11 protein-coding genes are annotated in these 15,666 nt (G+C 70.1%); 2 read left to right on the forward strand and 9 right to left on the reverse strand.

The window, feature by feature from the left end; translation table 11 throughout:
• Positions 1 to 65: 65 nt before the first annotated feature.
• From ACXIZN_RS15595 to ACXIZN_RS15630, 8 genes are read right to left on the reverse strand one after another with little or no spacing between them, the layout of a single operon-like run.
• Complete coding sequence (locus ACXIZN_RS15595; RefSeq protein ID WP_457955240.1) at positions 66 to 1,670, reverse strand: helix-turn-helix domain-containing protein; 1,605 nt, start codon at positions 1,668 to 1,670, stop codon at positions 66 to 68.
• Entirely contained in the window at positions 1,667 to 2,983 is a 1,317-nt protein-coding gene (locus ACXIZN_RS15600; RefSeq protein WP_457955241.1) for a hydantoinase/oxoprolinase N-terminal domain-containing protein, read from the reverse strand. Before ACXIZN_RS15600 ends, ACXIZN_RS15595 begins: the two co-directional genes overlap by 4 nt.
• A gap of 32 nt (positions 2,984 to 3,015) precedes the next feature.
• On the reverse strand, positions 3,016 to 4,098 hold the full coding sequence (locus tag ACXIZN_RS15605) for a DUF917 domain-containing protein (protein ID WP_457955243.1): 1,083 nt from the start codon (positions 4,096 to 4,098) through the stop codon (positions 3,016 to 3,018).
• A 29-nt stretch (positions 4,099 to 4,127) separates the two neighbouring features.
• Positions 4,128 to 5,282 carry a M20 family metallopeptidase gene (locus ACXIZN_RS15610; RefSeq protein WP_457955245.1) on the reverse strand — a complete coding sequence of 385 codons (1,155 nt, stop codon included), beginning with the start codon at positions 5,280 to 5,282 and terminating at the stop codon, positions 4,128 to 4,130.
• Complete coding sequence (locus tag ACXIZN_RS15615) at positions 5,279 to 6,217, reverse strand: DUF1028 domain-containing protein (RefSeq protein ID WP_457955246.1); 939 nt, start codon at positions 6,215 to 6,217, stop codon at positions 5,279 to 5,281. The genes ACXIZN_RS15610 and ACXIZN_RS15615 overlap by 4 nt, the downstream gene beginning before the upstream one ends.
• Positions 6,214 to 7,029, reverse strand: a complete 816-nt coding sequence (locus ACXIZN_RS15620) for an alpha/beta fold hydrolase (protein ID WP_457955248.1) — start codon at positions 7,027 to 7,029, stop codon at positions 6,214 to 6,216. The genes ACXIZN_RS15615 and ACXIZN_RS15620 overlap by 4 nt, the downstream gene beginning before the upstream one ends.
• Positions 7,030 to 7,031: 2 nt before the next feature.
• Entirely contained in the window at positions 7,032 to 7,469 is a 438-nt protein-coding gene (locus ACXIZN_RS15625) for a nuclear transport factor 2 family protein (protein ID WP_457955250.1), read from the reverse strand.
• An 11-nt stretch (positions 7,470 to 7,480) separates the two neighbouring features.
• Positions 7,481 to 8,488, reverse strand: coding sequence for an LLM class flavin-dependent oxidoreductase (locus tag ACXIZN_RS15630; protein WP_457955252.1), 1,008 nt, complete (start codon positions 8,486 to 8,488; stop codon positions 7,481 to 7,483).
• Between the two features lie 686 nt (positions 8,489 to 9,174).
• Between ACXIZN_RS15630 and ACXIZN_RS15635 the strand changes: the two genes are divergently transcribed.
• Together ACXIZN_RS15635 and ACXIZN_RS15640 are read left to right on the forward strand one after the other, a co-directional pair.
• Positions 9,175 to 11,310, forward strand: coding sequence for a hypothetical protein (locus tag ACXIZN_RS15635; protein WP_457955254.1), 2,136 nt, complete (start codon positions 9,175 to 9,177; stop codon positions 11,308 to 11,310).
• A 209-nt stretch (positions 11,311 to 11,519) separates the two neighbouring features.
• Positions 11,520 to 13,565, forward strand: coding sequence for a HelD family protein (locus tag ACXIZN_RS15640; protein ID WP_457955256.1), 2,046 nt, complete (start codon positions 11,520 to 11,522; stop codon positions 13,563 to 13,565).
• Here the strand turns inward: ACXIZN_RS15640 and ACXIZN_RS15645 are convergent.
• Positions 13,562 to 15,640, reverse strand: coding sequence for a prolyl oligopeptidase family serine peptidase (locus ACXIZN_RS15645; protein WP_457955258.1), 2,079 nt, complete (start codon positions 15,638 to 15,640; stop codon positions 13,562 to 13,564). The two genes, ACXIZN_RS15640 and ACXIZN_RS15645, sit on opposite strands and share 4 nt — an antisense overlap.
• Positions 15,641 to 15,666: the final 26 nt, after the last annotated feature.

Genomic DNA, 15,666 nt, shown 5'->3' on the forward strand with positions numbered 1-15,666 from the left:
GGCGGAACGGGCCAGGGTCATCGTGCGCGATGGCCGAAGACCGGTCCGCCGTCCTGTGCGAACTGTCAGGCGGAGTCGTCCCAATCGATGTCGACGGCACGCGTCGCCAGGTGCACGGCCAGCCGGTCGTCCGGATCGCCGAGGTCGGCGGACAGCAACTCGGCGATCCGTTCCATCCGCTGCATCACGGTGTTGCGGTGGACACCGAGGACTTCTCCGGCCGCCTTCGCCGAGGACTGGGAATCCAGGTAGCACCGCAGAGTGCGCACCAGTCCCCCGGACGGATCGGCCTCGTTCAGTGGGGCGAGCAAGTCGGCTGCGGCACCACGTAACGGAGAAGATCCATACCAGCCCGCGATCAGCCTTCGACTGCTCCCGGCGTCGATATGCTCGACGACCGCCCCGCGGTGCGCCGTGTGAGCGAGCAGGGTCGCACGGCGGGCCTGCTCGGCGGAGCGGCCGATGCCCGCCGCGCCCGCGTAGGCGCGCCCCACTCCCGCGCACAACCGGAGCCCGGGGTGGTCCGCTTCGACGGCGGTGAGTGTCCTGGTGAGCCGCTCGATCATCGGACCGGGGTCGGCCGCCTCGGCTCGCGCGTCGGTGGTCGTCCAGAAGAGCCATCCTTCGGCGCGTTCGACGAGGTTCGCGGTGATGCCGTATTCGGCCAGCTGCGCCTCCAATTCCGTGCCCAGAGCGGACATCCGGAGCGACGTGGGGGCGGCCGACACCTGTATCTGCACCGCGGTGTGCCTGCCCGCGAGCCGCCAGCCGAGTGCGGTGGCCCGCTCGACCGTACGACGTCCCGGTTCTTCCGGCTGTTCGAGGATTTCGTTGAGCAGCAGCGATCTGCGCCGGTGTTCCCGTTCGGCGCGGACCGCTTCGCCCGCCACGTGTACCGCGAAGGACAGCGACGCGATCGCGATCGCGCGCCGGACCGGTTCGAGCAGCACCCCGGCCGCGAAACGGGGCCGCCGCACGGCGATCCAGTAGACCGCGGGCCCGGTCGCGTCGACCTGGACCGGCTGCAGCATCAGGTCACCGCCGTCGGTCTCGAGGGTCAGGGCGACGGGTCGCGGATCCGCCGCCCACGCCGGTTCGGCACTGCTGCTCAGCAAAGCGTGCACCGCCGGATCACCGGCCACGAAACGGGATTCCGTGTCGACGAGCGCGACCGGCTCACCGAGCGTCGCCGTGAGCTGTGCGGTGAACGCGTTCGCGTCCGCGGGCGGACGCTGGAAGTGGCGGGAAGCATCACCCAGTACCCGCAAGCCCGCGATCTCGGGGGCGCGGACATAAGGATCGAACGCGGTGACCACCCCGGCGGGGGTGATGTCCTCGACACCGACGATCGGCAACGCCAGCCGGTCGGCGAGCCTGCGAGTGGCGAAGGGCACTTGCCGGGGCGTGCGGGCCGCGATGATCCCGGACAGGCCCGCACTGCCTGCCAACCGGATCGCGAGATCCGCCGCGAGATCGTCGAGGGTGAGCTGCTCACGCCCGAACACCACGACGCTGCGCGGTGCCAGCTCGGAGATCTCGTGCACGGTGGAACCCGCGACGACCATCCGGACGGGCCGCCTCAGGCCGGCCTCGCCCGCGAGCACCTCGTAGTGCTCGATCAGGCCCAGGCCCAACAGCTGGGCCATGGTGACCGTCGCGGGGATCGTCACGGCGCCACCGGCTCCAGGAGAGGTCCCACGGCGGTCACCTGCAAGCGGGCGGCCGGAACCGGGACGTAGGTCATCAGCGCCTCCTTCACCGGGGTTTCCCGCAGCGTGCGAGGGTCGGCGCCGGCCCGGATCGCGGCGTCGCGGGCGAGCCGCCGGGCACGGGCCACCGAATCCTCCCGCCCGCCCGCGCCCTGCCAGAAGATCCGGTCGACCGAACCCGCCGCTTCCGCGGTCGCGGCCCCCACCGCGGCCGCGAGATCGCCGTCAGGCGGCCGGAGCACGGGTATGCCTGCCGGATCGGCGAGGGCGCCTACCCCCTCACCGACGATCACGATCGGAATCTCGTCGAACCCGTATCGCGCGCGGGCGATCGCCGCCAGCAAGCGCGCCATGAAAGGCCCGCCACGGTCCACAATGGTCAGCCGTGGGACGCGCGAGCCGATCCGGACGCCGGCGATTTCGCGGTGCAGTCCCGATTCGGGGAGGAGCCCGGCGACCGTCGTCCCGACGACGACGTGGTCGGCGGTCGCCTCGACCACCACGGCGGAAGGCACGCCGGCAAGGCGGGCTGCGCCTTGGGTCACCGCGGCCCGGGTCGCCCCGGCGAAAGCCGTGGCGTGGCGCTGCGCGTCGAGCGCGGGCAGCGCCGTCCCGTCGCCGCGCACGACGTACAGATCCGTGTCCGGATTGTGCACCCGCACCACGTCACCCAGCTCGTCGATACGCGCGCGGGCGATCCGGGCCAGAGCCGCGTCGAGGACGGCGGTGTTCTCGCGCTCCAGGAGTCCGAGCGCTTCTGTCTCGCCACCCCTGATCACCGGCACGTCCGGTCCGAGCACGTCGGCGAGCACGGCCGCGGCCCGCAGTTCGTGGTCCGGGCTCTCCAGCCCGTGGACCGCCGCCACCGCGACCGCGTGGACGTTCCCGGCGCAGCCGCGCGCGAATTCGGCCACCGAGTCCAGGTCGAGGGGCGCGGAGGCCCGGCCGTCGTATTCGTGCCCGCCCCGCACCATCGTCACCGGTCCCGCGATCGCACGGGACACCGTGACCGGCCAGCCCGCGAGTGGCGGGAGAGCGGTCGCGGCCGGCGCGCCGATGCGCAGGACCCCGACGCGGGAGCCCGTGGTCACCTCGGTGGGAGTGTGCTCCGGCAGGATCGCCACGACCCGGTCGATCGCCTCGGTGCCGATCCCTTCGGAGATCAGTGAACCGAGCAACCGCGACGGCGAGTCGAGCCCGGCGCGTCCCCGGTGGGATGCCACGATCCGGTTCCGCTCGTCCAAGGCCACGGCGCGGGCGGTGACGGCGTCCACTCCCACTCGCAACCGGTTTCGGGACGGCCTCGTCATCGAGTGCCCGCCAGGGTCGCCGCCCCGTCGAACCGGACCGCGTCGACGTCGTAGCCGAACGCACGCGGCCCGGCCGCCGCATACCCTTCCGGTGTGTGCCATCGATGGTCGACAGGACTGGTGATCACGTGCACTTCCTGTCCGACGGCGAGGTCGATGGTCTGCGTCAGCGCCCCCGTGGCCGCGTCCGCCACACCGATCAGGTCCGGCACCGTGGTCAGCACCGTGCCTTCCCGGCTGAAGACCAGGTTCTCGTTCTGGAAGTCGATCCGCGCGAACCCACCGGCCGTCTGCAGCGAAACGACGCCACGCGGCCAGCCATCGGACGAATACTGCACGACTTCGGCGACTGTTCCGGTGCACACCAGGCGTCCACCGCACGCTCGCAAGTACGGCTCGTACCCGTCCGGCGACGCCGGGGAGACGTCCGTGAGCGCGGCTCCGATCCTGGCACACTCACTGATCGACCCGATGGCACCGAGCCGGGCACAATCCCCGGCGGTCACCCGGTACGCACTGATCAGAGCCACGAGGCCCAGCCCCGGCATGACGGCCCGCACCAGCTCGCCGAGCACACTGTCGGCGCCTTGACTGAACTCGGCGACGACTCCGGCACCCCCGACGACCGTTATGGGCGGGACGGGGTGTCCGGCCAGCCGCAGCAGCGTCAGGTCGATCGAGGGAAGCGTGCGCCGCATCAGGTCGAGGTCCAGGCACGGCACTCCGAGTTCGGCCGCGACGACCAAGGGCACCGCCACATTGACGCTGCCCAGCTGGATCGGCAGGACCGCGGCGCACTCCCGTCCGGCGCGTGCTTCCACTGCCGCCCGGAGCGTCTCCGCCTCGGCGGTGCTGTGTGTTTTCTCGATGAGGGCGTGCGGCGTTCCGCCGGACACCACCGGGAGCACGAGAGCGTCCGGGGCCAGCTCCTCCGCCGCCACGAGCGGGATCGGACCGTGCCGCCGGACGGCCGCGGTGAGGAGTTGCCGTCCCAGGTACGGGTCTCCGCCACCGCCGCTCCCGAAGTGCACGGCGCCACGCATCACGTCGTCGATCGCGGCTTCGGCAACGTGCTCCATGCGGGCACCTTAACCGGCGTCGTCGCTGCTCACGCGGTTGTGACACCCCGAAAGGTCGCGTACAGCCTGGCGAACGTGCGGGCGGCCGTGACCAGTTCGCGGACCGGGACGTACTCGTCGGCGGTGTGGGCGACGGTCATCGACCCGGGTCCGTACACCACGGTGGGGATCCCGAGCCGGTTGCGCAGGAAACGCGCGTCCGTGCCGAGTTTCAGTCCCCGGACCGGCACGTCGCCCGCCGCCCGCCGGACCTCGGCGACGAACGGGTGCCCGAGGTCGAGCTCGGATCCCTCGGCGAACGCGACGACATCGGCGTCGTAGTCGAACTCGCCCGCGGCGTCGATCAGCCCGGTCACGGTAGCCAGCGCCTCGTCCCGGGTCCGGCCCGGCAGCACCCGCCGATCGACCCGCAGCCGGCATTCGGCCGCGACGATGTTGGCCGCGGTGCCCCCCGAGATGGTTCCGACGTTGCCGGTGGGCGAGCCCAGGAGCGGATGCTCGCCATCACCGAAATCGGCGAGGTGGAGCGCGGAGACGATCCGCGCCGCGTCGGCGACCGCCGAGTGTCCGGCCGCCGGATCGCTGCCGTGGGCCGCCCTGCCCCGCACCACGATCTCCACCATCAGCGAGCCCCGCTCGGCCACACCGACTCGCAACTCACTGGGTTCGGGGACGACGGCGGCGTCGGCGTGCACGAGTCCGGCGGCGACCAGGGCCGCGGTCCCGGTGCGACCACCGGTCTCCTCGTCGGCCACGAGGTGGAAGGCGATGTTCGCGGGCGGCACGATGCCTGCGTCACGACAGGCCCGCAGCCCTTCGAGGGCGGCGGCGATCCCGCCCTTCATGTCGCAGGCGCCGCGGCCGTAGAGCAGGCCGTCCCGCACCAGCCCACCGAACGGCGGCACCGACCAGTCCGCCTCCGACACCGGAACCACGTCCACGTGCCCGTTGACCAGCAGCGTAGGGCCGTTGCCGGAACCGGCCACGGCCAGCACGGACGGACGGCCCGGCTCGGGCTCGAAGATCTCGACGTCGGCGCCCAGCTCACGCAAAGCCACGGACAGCGGTTCGACCACCGGTCGCTCGCCACCGGGTGGATTGCGGGTGTCGCACCGGATCAGCTCCGCGGCCAGTTCGGTCACCCGATCGGCGCGGACCGCGGCAGCGGCGGCCTCACTGCTCATGCCGGCTCCTCGACGTGTGCGGTGATCGCGGCGAGCGCTTCGCTGTCGAGGAAGCCGAGTGGGGCGAGCCCCCGGGCGAACCGCAGCAACGCCGGCCGGAACGCCACGACCTCCGCGAAGAGTTCGGCGGCCTCCCGGTGCCGTCCGGCGCGAGCGAGCAGCACGGCCCGCCAGAAGTCCGCCTCGCGGTTGTCCGATCCGATGACCTCCGCCGCCGACGCGAGGGCGGACAGCCGTTCGTCCAGCTCGTCCGGGGTGACCCCTTCGAACGGTCCGAGTGTCAGCCCGCGCGCGAACATCACCCCACCGACCGCTCCGAACGCACGCGAACGAGGCAAGAGCCGCGACAGCTCGGCCAGTGGATCCGGGTGGTCGTCGACACGGAGATCGACGACCACCTCGTTCCACGGTGCCGGACCACGACGGCCCGACACCACCATCAACGCGGCCGACTGCGAACCGCGCACGTCTCCCCCGGCGCCTTCCGCCGCCCGGAGTCCGGCGAGGATGCGGTCGGCGAGATCACCGTGTGCGTCCTCGAAGGCGGCGAGCGCGACCTGGCAGACGCCGGGGGCGGACAGCATGTTCCCTTGCACCGTCACCTGATGCCCTCGGGCGGAACCCGCGTGTGGTGCGCACGATCCGCCGGTGTGCGTACCCACCGAGCCCCGCGCGTCGACCACTCCCATTTGGCGGTAACCGGACTCCGGGTCCTCGGCCACCAGAAGGTCTACAGTGGACGGTGCGGGTACACCCGCCCGCAACAACTCCAGGCCGCGCGGCCCATAGCCGACGTTGACGAACGCCTGCGTCGCCACCGCGCCGACGCCCGCTTCCGCCCAGGGCAGCAACGTGCCGACGCCGAAGAAATGGGTCTGGGCGCCGACGCCGAGCTGACCGGTGGCGGGATCGCGCGCGACGATCGAGTACGTCACGGCTTTCCTTCCTCGGCCCTCGCGATGTGCTTCCGCAGGAGATCCACCACCTGGTCGGTCTCCTCGAGCATCGGCAGATGGCCCGTCCCCTCCAGCATCTTCGCGGTACCACCGGTGCTCTCGGCCAGTTCTCGCGACATCGCGGGCGGACAGGTCGGATCCTCGTCACCCGCCACCGCCAGCACGGGGATCCCGGCGGCGGCGACCTTGCCTGCCAGGTGCCGGATGTCGGCGCCGAAGGCCCCGTACAGGATCTCGGCGACCACCGCCTCCGGCCGGGTGCCGACCGCTTCCGCCATGATCTCCTTGATGTGCACCGAATCCCGGTGTTCGCGGCCCACGATGTCGGGCACCAGCCCGGCGAAGTACCCGGCGGTGCCGTTGGCTTCGAGTTCGCTCACCATCACGCCGATCGACTCGGCCGGAACACCGGTGCGCAGTGTCGAACCGAACGTGGTGACGCTGAGAACCCGTCGGGGGTGCAGCGCGGCCAGCGCGACGCAGATCGTGCCACCGAGCGAACCGCCGCCGAGGTGCACCTCGTCCAGCCCGAGGCTGTCCAGGACCGCGAGCACATCCGACACGTAACCTTCCTCGACGGTGAACGGGCCGGTCTGTCCGGATTCGCCGTGGCCGCGCAGATCCAGCGCCACGACCGGCCGGTCGAGCCGCGCGGCGGCCTCGGCCCAGACCATGGCGGCCGAGTTGATGGGATGGAGCAGCACGAGCGGGATCCCGGCCCGGTCACCGGTGGTGCGCAGTACTGAAAGCCGTCCCGTCGGTCCCTCGACGATCAGTCGGTCCAGGCCCATCCTCACTCCGTCCCGTGTTTGGGCATCTGCGGGTCCTGGACGCTGACGTGCATATGCCAGATCCGCCAGTCCGGGGCGCCCTTGCCGTCGTCGCGACGGAAGAACTCCGTGGTCCGGAACGGGGTGGGCACGGCGTCCTGCTGTCCCGGCGCCAGGACGTCCGCGACTCCTTCGGCGGTGAGCAGCGCGACGTCACCGAAGATCTGGACATCCGGGCCGGTGACGTCCTTGATCGCGGTGATGCTCAACCCGATCTTCGCGGCGTTGACCCACAGCCGGTGTTTGTCGAGAACGCCGTGGTAGGTGTGGCCGTTGAGATTGAACTGGTGGTATCCGTCGCCCTCCGGGAAATACCGCAGCATCCGGTCGGCGACGAGGCCGACGTTCGCCTCGTACCAGCCTTGGTGCACTTCGAGGATCCGCTCGAGATCGGTGCTCATGTCGTGCCCTTTCAGTGGGTGAATTCGCCGGTCAGTTCACCGACGGCGGTGAGGGTCTCTTCCGCTCCGTCCGCGACGACGGTCGCGATGGCGACGTTGTCCGCCCCCGCGTCGAGGTATTCCTTGATGCGTGCCCGTGCGGTGTCCTGGCCTCCCACGACGCCGAAGGCATCGATCCAGGCGTCCGGCATCTCCGCGGCGACCACCTCGGGACCACCACGGGAGAGCATGTCCGCGAGCTGTTCGTTGGCACCGACCGCACCGAACAGCGGGCCGGGACCACTTGCGGCGAGGTAAAAAGCGAGGACCGCCTTCAGTGCCTCACGCGTAGCGGCCACCTGCCCGGGGTCCCGTGTGACGTTGGTGGCGGCGAGGACGGTGATCGTGACGGGCTCGTCGCGTCCAGCGGACCTGGCGGCCTCGTCCAGTTTCCGCCGCGCGCTCCGCACGTATTCGACCGGCGCGAGAGCGCTGACGAGCAGACCATCGGCAAGGCGTCCCGTCAGATCGAGTCCCTTGTCGCCGAGTACGCCGGTGAACAGCGGCACACGCTCGGGGACCGGATGGGTCAGCGCGACCTCCCGGAAGGTGGCGAACCGCCCCTCGCTGTCGATCGTCCCTCCGCTCAGCAGCCCTCGGACGCTGGTTAGGGTTTCGCGCAGGGCGCTCATCGGCGACCGTTGGGTCAGGCCCATCTGCGAGGTCCAGGCGGGGACACCGTGCCCGATCCCGGGAATCAGCCTGCCGGGGTAGGCGCGGGCCAAGGTGCCGATTTCCATGGCCAGCAGCGCCGGATGGCGGACGACCGAGGACACGACGCCGATGCCGATCGGGATACGCGACGTGGCACCCAGCGCGAGTGCGGCACCCGCAACGCCTCCGAGGAAGAAATAGTCCTCCGGCAGCCACAGTTCCCCGAAGCCCGCGGATTCCGCGGACGCGGCCTGCTTGCCGATCTGTTCGGGTGGGGTGGTGCTGCCGAGCAGCACTCCCAGCCGGCTGCGAGCGGGGTGGGTCATCGGCGGGCTCCTGTCGTGCGGACGTCGATCACAACGTTGCGATCGACGTTAGGAGCCAGACGGGTGCCCGCACTTCGGGCGCGGTGACGAACCCGGGAACACGCGACTGTGCACGGTGCACGAAATGCGGCGTCCGGTGGCGAGTCTGGAGGGTTCGGGACGGCTGAACGACTCAGCGCGGGGCAGGGGACCGCGTTCGTCGCCCCGCGCCGGCGCGGGCCATCATCACGTCGAACGCGTCATAGGTCTCCATGAGAGCTGTTGTGGCGCCGATACTTCACCATCTTCCTCGACGGCTTGCGCGCGGGCGAACCCCCAAGCCCTTGCTGTAACGGCGCCGGACGAGGAAACCGTCGAAGCGACAGCCCGGCAGTGGCGCCCTCGGCAAGCCGGCCCAGGCTCCCTCCTCGCGCCGTCCACTCTGCTCGGCAGCGGATCCGGCGTTCCCCCAATCATGCCGAAGTGCCGGCGGCAGGGTGCCATACAGGAACTGTCGTATATTTTCTGCTTGACATCAAGTTCTTGCAAACATCCTCTCACTTGTTGCATGCTCTTCTCGACAGGCTGTGTTCCGCCGCGGTTGCTCCCTCCCCACGCCCAGTGGCCCGTCCGCCGGCTGTCGCTGCCATCCAAGCCAGACCGAATCCACGCTGATCTGCCACGTTCGACGACGAGGAGGTCGTTGTATGCGTTCAGTTCAAGGCAAGGTCCCTCGGCTCCTGAGCATCGGGATATCGGCCGCACTGGGTCTGTCGCTGGTCGCGGCGGCCGAAGCGGCAGGCTCCCCCACTGGCACCGTGGCGGCCGGCGCCGCCGACGTCGGTCGCACCGTGCTCTTGGTGACCGGTGACCGGGTCGAAGTCCGCGGGACCGCCGGGCGACAGACCGCCGTCGTCCGGCCTCGCGAGGGCTCGACCGAAGCGTTCGTCACCCAGCAAGAGAAAGACGGCTCGCTGTATGTGATCCCGTCCAGTGCCTTACCGTATCTCGGTACCGCGCTGGACCGTTCACTGTTCGACGTCTCGGCGCTCGCCCGCGACGGTCTCACCGAAAGCGTGCCGGTCGACATCACGGGAACCGCCCCCGGAGTCGTCGACGGCAAGATCACCGCCGCCACCGCGCCGGCCTTCGGGGCCGCGCTCGCCGCACAGGCCCTTGCGGACGGAGGCCGTCCCGGCCACGGAAAGCTCTTCGGCACGGCCGATTTTCTCCGTCGAACGGGCGCGAATACGTCGGCCATCACACCACGGACCGAAACGCAAACGGTCGGGCTGTTCAGTTACGACGAAACCGGTGCCCCGAACAACTTCACGATCGGGCTCACCAACCTCGACGACGCGAGTCTGTACCGGCAGTTCGTGCAGACGGTCGACGGCAAGGTGGGTCTCAACCTCCCCGCGGGACGATACGAAGCCGCCGCGATCATGCCCCGCTTCGTCGACGGCAGGTTCAGGGTCCGCATCGTGATCGAGAACTTCACCGTCACCGGGAACCGGTCCGTTGTCGTCGACGGGCGCACCGCCACGGCGCGGGCGAGCAGCAACACCCCCGAACCGGCGACCCTCGTCGGCAACTCCGCCCACTACTCCTCCGAGGATGCCGGCGGGCTGCCAGGCCTCCACATCGGCTTCAACGCGAAAGACTGGGCCGAGTACTACTTCTCACCGGCACCCGCGGCCGAGGTCGGCACCCGCCATGTCGCCATCGGCGAGCACAAGGTGTCTCCGGCGGACGCCGAGGAGCCCTACACCTACGACCTGAAGTTCAAGGTCAAGGGCGCACTCGGTGACAACCTGCGGCACACCTACCGGCAGCGCGACCTGGCCTCCTTACGTGTCGGCTACTACGGAGACGTGCCGCGCGAAGCCGGTCAGGCCAGGGTTTCACTCTTCGATTTCGAATCCGGGGGTGTCGGCTTCTACCGCTACTTCCCGGCGCCGGTGCGCCGCACCGAATACGTCGTGGGCTCCCCCGATCTGTCCTATCAGGACACCGTCATCGCCACCAGACAGGGCGGCGGAATGACCCGCGGACACTTCCAGACCTACCGGCCGGGCAGCACCGAGACGAAGGACTACCACCGCGGCCCGCTCGCGCCGGGGATCGCCACGCCGCCGCCGGGCGACACGCCCTGGGTCTGCGCGGGCTGCCGTCAAGGCGACTCGATGCTGTTCTACCTGGCCCCGCTCCTGGCCGCGGACGGGCGCGTGTACCTGTGGGACCGGCCCGGAACCTCCGCCCGCCTGCAACTACTGAAAGAGGACGGAACCAGCCTCATGGACATCGCGGACACCTACGCCGGAGAAGCCACCGTCCCCGCAGAAAACGGGCGCTACCGGGCAGTCATCGACGTCACCCGGGATGGCCCGTGGTTCCGGCATTCCACCGCCAGCCACACCGAATGGACCTTCACCTCCGGCCACTCCGACACCCAGACGGTGCCGGACAACTGGATCTGCTCCGACAACACACCGACGAACTGCACCGCGCTACCGCTGATCACCGCGGCGGCCAAGCTGGACACCGGACTCGACGGGACGCTTCCGGTCGGTCTGGCGCAAGCGGGCGTCACGTTCGGCCACGCGCCCAACTCACCGAAGTCGCCCATCACCAAAGCCGCGGCCGAGGTCTCCTTCGACGGCGGAAAGTCCTGGCGCAAAACGGTCATGATCCCGATCGGCCAGGACAGGTACACCGCCTACTGGATCAATCCGTGGTCCGCACAAGGGCAAGACGTCTCGCTGCGGTTGAGCGCGACCGACGCCGCGGGCAACTCGATCACGCAGTCCATCACCTCCGCCTACAGCGTCGCCAAGCGCTGAGTCGACACGGACTGAGCCCGCGCCCCAGGGGCCGGGCTCAGTCATCGGCGCCGCCGGAATCGGGTCTGGCCGAACACGCCTACGCACCATCCGGCGACCCCGTGTTCGCCGGGCGGCTGAGACCGCCCGAAAGAACAAGACTGCAGTTTCCGGAAATCTCCAGGCACTCTCGGAGGCATCGGACACCGAGTGGCGGGGAGACGAGCGGCTTGACCGGCAGTGAGATCGACCTCGAACAACAGCATCTGGAGACGTGCTACGCCTGGCTGGACACGCTGCGCGAAGAGGCGGCGGCCCGCTTGGCCGCGGCACCGGATACAGACCACGACACGGTGAAGTTCTGGCGGATGGAACTGTCCCGGTTGGACTCCGCCGAGGAGGGGCTGTACTTCGGCAGGCTGGACCCGCAGGACGGCCCTCGCGTCCATATCGGCAGGATCGGTTTGTTCCAGGACGGACAGGACGAACCGTTCCTGGTCGATTGGCGCGCACCGGCGGCCCGGCCGTTCTACACCGCGACCACCACGGCCCCGCACGGCGTCCGCAGGCGACGCCACGTCACCACCCGGGGCCGGACCGTCGTCTCGCTCGACGACGAATTGTTCGATCTGGACAGCGCGGGCGACGACACCCTCATCGGAGAAGCCGCGCTCCTGGCCTCGCTGGTCGCCGGCCGGACCGGCCGGATGCGGGACATCGTCACGACCCTGCAGACCGAGCAGGACCGGATCATCCGCGACGACCATCCCGGCGTGCTCGTGGTGCAGGGCGGCCCGGGCACCGGCAAGACCGCGATCGCCCTGCACCGGCTAGCCTACCTGCTCTACGCCCGGCCACACCTGCGCTCGCGCGGCGTCCTGGTCGTCGGCCCCAGCCGGATCTTCCTGGACTACATCGGGCAGGTCCTTCCCGGTCTCGGCGAGCACACCGTCGTGACCACGACGATCGCCGACCTGGTGCCGGACGTCCTGGTCAGCCGCGAAGACGCGCCTGAGGTGGCCGCGGCGAAAGGACGCGAAGAGATGGCCGCGCGGATAGCCGCCGCGGCACGCTCGCGGGTACGGACGCCCGAAACGCCGGTCGAGATCGAATTCGAAGACCAGGTTCTCCGGCTCGACCCGGACATCTGCCGCCGCGCTGTCGCCGCCGCCAGGGAGACCGGGCTTCCGCACAACCAGGCCAGGTTGGTCTTCCACCGGCGGATCGTGGACGAACTCGCGCAGCTCATGATCGATCTGATGGAGCGGCTGCTGCTCACCGAGTCCGGTGAAGCCCTCGACGGCGGCAGCCTCGACGGAAGCCTGAGTGAAGCCGACCTTCGAGCACTGGCGGCCGCGGGCGTCGTGATCGGAAACGACGAGCTCGATGGCCCCAGAAGCCTGCTCGACCAGACCGACGCCGCCCGCCTGCGCGACGCGCTGCAGGCCGACGCCTCCGTGCAAGACGCGCTCGAACGACTGTGGCCTCGGCTCACCCCGGAAGACTTGGTCGCCGAATTGGCCGACACGTCGTCCGAAGGATGGAGCACCGCGGACGTCCCCCTGCTGGACGAGGCCGCCGCCGTCATCGGTGAGCACAGCGGGGAAACCTTCGGGCACGTGGTCGTCGACGAGGCACAGGAACTGTCCGCGATGGCCTGGCGGATGCTGATGCGCCGGTGTCCGTCCAAGTCGATGACCGTCGTCGGCGACCTCGCCCAGACCGGGAGCCCGGCGGGCGCGATGTCCTGGGACGACGTGCTCCAGCCGCACACCGGCGATCGCTGGCGCCTGACCCCCCTCACCGTCAACTACCGGACGCCGGCCGAGATCATGGCCGCCACCACCGACCTCCTCGCAGCCCACCACCCCGGGCTGCGGCCACCCCGATCCATCCGCTCCAGCGACCAGCCGCCATGGCGAATCCGGACCACGCCCACCGATCTCCCCGACGTGACCTCCGCACTCGCCGAAGCACACGACGACGGACAACTCGCGATCATCAGCCCGCCGGCCCAGCTGGAACGGCTGGCGAAAGCCCTGTCCGTCGCAACGCCGCCCGACCTCACCGAGAAAATCGTCGTCCTCACACCCGCCCAGGCCAAAGGACTCGAATTCGACTCCGTGATCGTCGCCGACCCCGCCAAGATCCTCGCCGAACCCTTGGGACACAACGACCTCTACGTCGCCATGACCCGAGCCACCCAACGGCTCGGCATCGTGCACCCGGGCGCGATACCCGCCGAACTCGCGGGCCTGCCGGAACGCACACCCTAAGCTCTGCCTTCTCCGCGTGGCGTCATGTTCAGGCGCTGCATCAGGAAGGCGAGCCAGTGGGTCGCGTGGGTGACAGCTTCGGACCTGCTGGTGGCCGTTCCGTGTCCGACGCCGTCCCAGACGCGCAGTAACGCCGGGGCCGGGCCCGCTGTGGCTTGCACGCGAGCGATGAACTTGCGGGTCGGCCCCGGCGGGCACGCGACGTCCGCACCGCCCGCGTGCACGTAGAGTGCCGGGTAGGCCGTGTCTTCCTCGACGAGCTGATAGGGCGACATCCCGGCGAGGCGGGCGATGTCGTCCGGGTCGCCGAGGTCGCCGTATTCCGCGGTGATGGCGAACCGGCCGTAGGGATGCCGGTGGCATCCGATGATGTCGAGGACCGGGCACTGGGCCACCACCGCCGTCCACAGGTCAGGGCGCTGGGCGAACGCGACGCCGGCCATGATCCCGCCATTGCTCCACCCGGTCACCGCGAGCCGTTCGGGGGTCGTCACCCCGGTGAGAGCGACGTGTTCGGCGATCGCGTAGAGGTCGTCGAAGCTGTTCTGTTTGTTCCGGAGGCGCCCGGCGTCGGCCCAGCCGGAACCGAGATCGGCGCCGCCGCGCTGGTGGGAGATGACCAGAGCTCCGCCTGCCGCGACGAAAGCCGCGATGGGACCTGGGAACTGAGCCGGCCAGGCGACCCGGCCGCCACCGTAGGCGGTGATGAGCGTCGGGAGGGGGCGGGTTACATCCGCGCCGTCCGGCAGGACGAGGTGGTAGGGCACTCTGGTGCCGTCCGCGGACCGCGCCCAGCGAAGGGAAGAAGTCGCTCCTGGGAGATGAACGCGTGGCGCGCGCAGCGTGTCGACCCGCCCGGAGCCCGGGCGGTAGCGGTACAAGCCCGGTGAGGAGGTCGGGGTGGAGAACAGGAAGACGAACTGGTCCGGGTGGCCGGTGGGAGTCAGAGCGGCGTTGGGGAGCACGTCGAGCGGCAAGGCGCCCCGCCCGGGCAGCGGTACCTCCTCCAGTTCCCGTCCATCACGGTCGAAGACCCAGGCGCGTGCCTCGGTGTCGACCGATCCGGTCACCACCAGACTGTCGCCGACCAACCTGACGTGGCTGAGCACCCGCCCGGACTCCGGAACAAGCTCCCGCCAGGTGGCCGGGTCCGAGGGAGCCGGCCCGTCGAACGGGATCGCGATCATCCGCCCTCGAGGGGCTCCGTGGTCGGTGACCGCGACATACCGGTCCCCGTCGATGACACCCGCGACGGACGAGCCGAGCCCCTGGACGAACGGCCGCCACGCTCGCTCCGGGAGATCGCATACGTACTGCGGGAGCGGCCAGACACCGGAGACCACGGCGCGTTTGCCGTCCGCGGACACCTGGACAGTCGCCCCATGGGCGACGTCGACCGGTTCGGGCTCGGTGGCAGGCGCGCCGCCGACGGTGTGGAAGTACACCCGGAAGGCGAACGACTCCGACGACAGGTCACCGGCCGTGTAGAAGAACCCGGAACTGTCCGGCAGCCAATGCGGCGTGACCAACGGCCCCATCGTCCGCTGCGGGATCCGGTCCGCCAGGCGATCGCCGGTTTCCGCGTCCAGCAGCCAGATCTCGCCGAGTTCGGAGCCGTCTTCGCAGACACCGAACGCGGCGATCCGCCCATCCGGGGACGGGGCGAGCCACGAGATCTGCCGGGTCCCGTCGTCGTTCGGGTCATAGAGCACGCGCCCAGGCCCGTCCGGCGCGTCGGAGACCACAAGGACCGCCCGTTCCGGATGATCCGGCTCTGGGGTCCGGTCGAGCCGGAACCAACGGCCACCGGCGAAGCGTGGCGCCGGATCGACCATCCAGTTCGGCGAGCCGGTGCCGTCTGTGACGTACCGGTCGACCGAGGCGCGGAGTGCTGCCAGGTGCGGCCATTCTCCGACGACGGTGTCGGTGAGTGAGTTCTGTGCCCGCTGCCACACTTCCGTTTCGTCGGAGTCGTCTTCCAGCCACCGGTAAGGATCGGGGAAGCTGGCGTCCACGACGGTGTCCTGGGCATCGACTGTCCTCGCCGCCGGGTAGTCCAGCCGTTCACCGACCATCGTTCCGTCCTTCCGCTGCCGCTTCC

It is taken from the genome of Amycolatopsis sp. TRM77291, from assembly GCF_054166285.1.

Bases quoted from the DNA above. Each gene is read 5' to 3' on its own strand.
- ACXIZN_RS15605 (WP_457955243.1), bottom strand. From the start codon at position 4,098: ATGGAGCACGTTGCCGAAGCCGCGATCGACGACGTGATGCGTGGCGCC.
- ACXIZN_RS15610 (WP_457955245.1), bottom strand. From the start codon at position 5,282: ATGAGCAGTGAGGCCGCCGCTGCCGCGGTCCGCGCCGATCGGGTGACC.
- ACXIZN_RS15620 (WP_457955248.1), bottom strand. From the start codon at position 7,029: ATGGGCCTGGACCGACTGATCGTCGAGGGACCGACGGGACGGCTTTCA.
- ACXIZN_RS15625 (WP_457955250.1), bottom strand. From the start codon at position 7,469: ATGAGCACCGATCTCGAGCGGATCCTCGAAGTGCACCAAGGCTGGTAC.
- ACXIZN_RS15630 (WP_457955252.1), bottom strand. From the start codon at position 8,488: ATGACCCACCCCGCTCGCAGCCGGCTGGGAGTGCTGCTCGGCAGCACC.
- ACXIZN_RS15635 (WP_457955254.1), top strand. From the start codon at position 9,175: ATGCGTTCAGTTCAAGGCAAGGTCCCTCGGCTCCTGAGCATCGGGATA.
- ACXIZN_RS15645 (WP_457955258.1), bottom strand. From the start codon at position 15,640: ATGGTCGGTGAACGGCTGGACTACCCGGCGGCGAGGACAGTCGATGCC.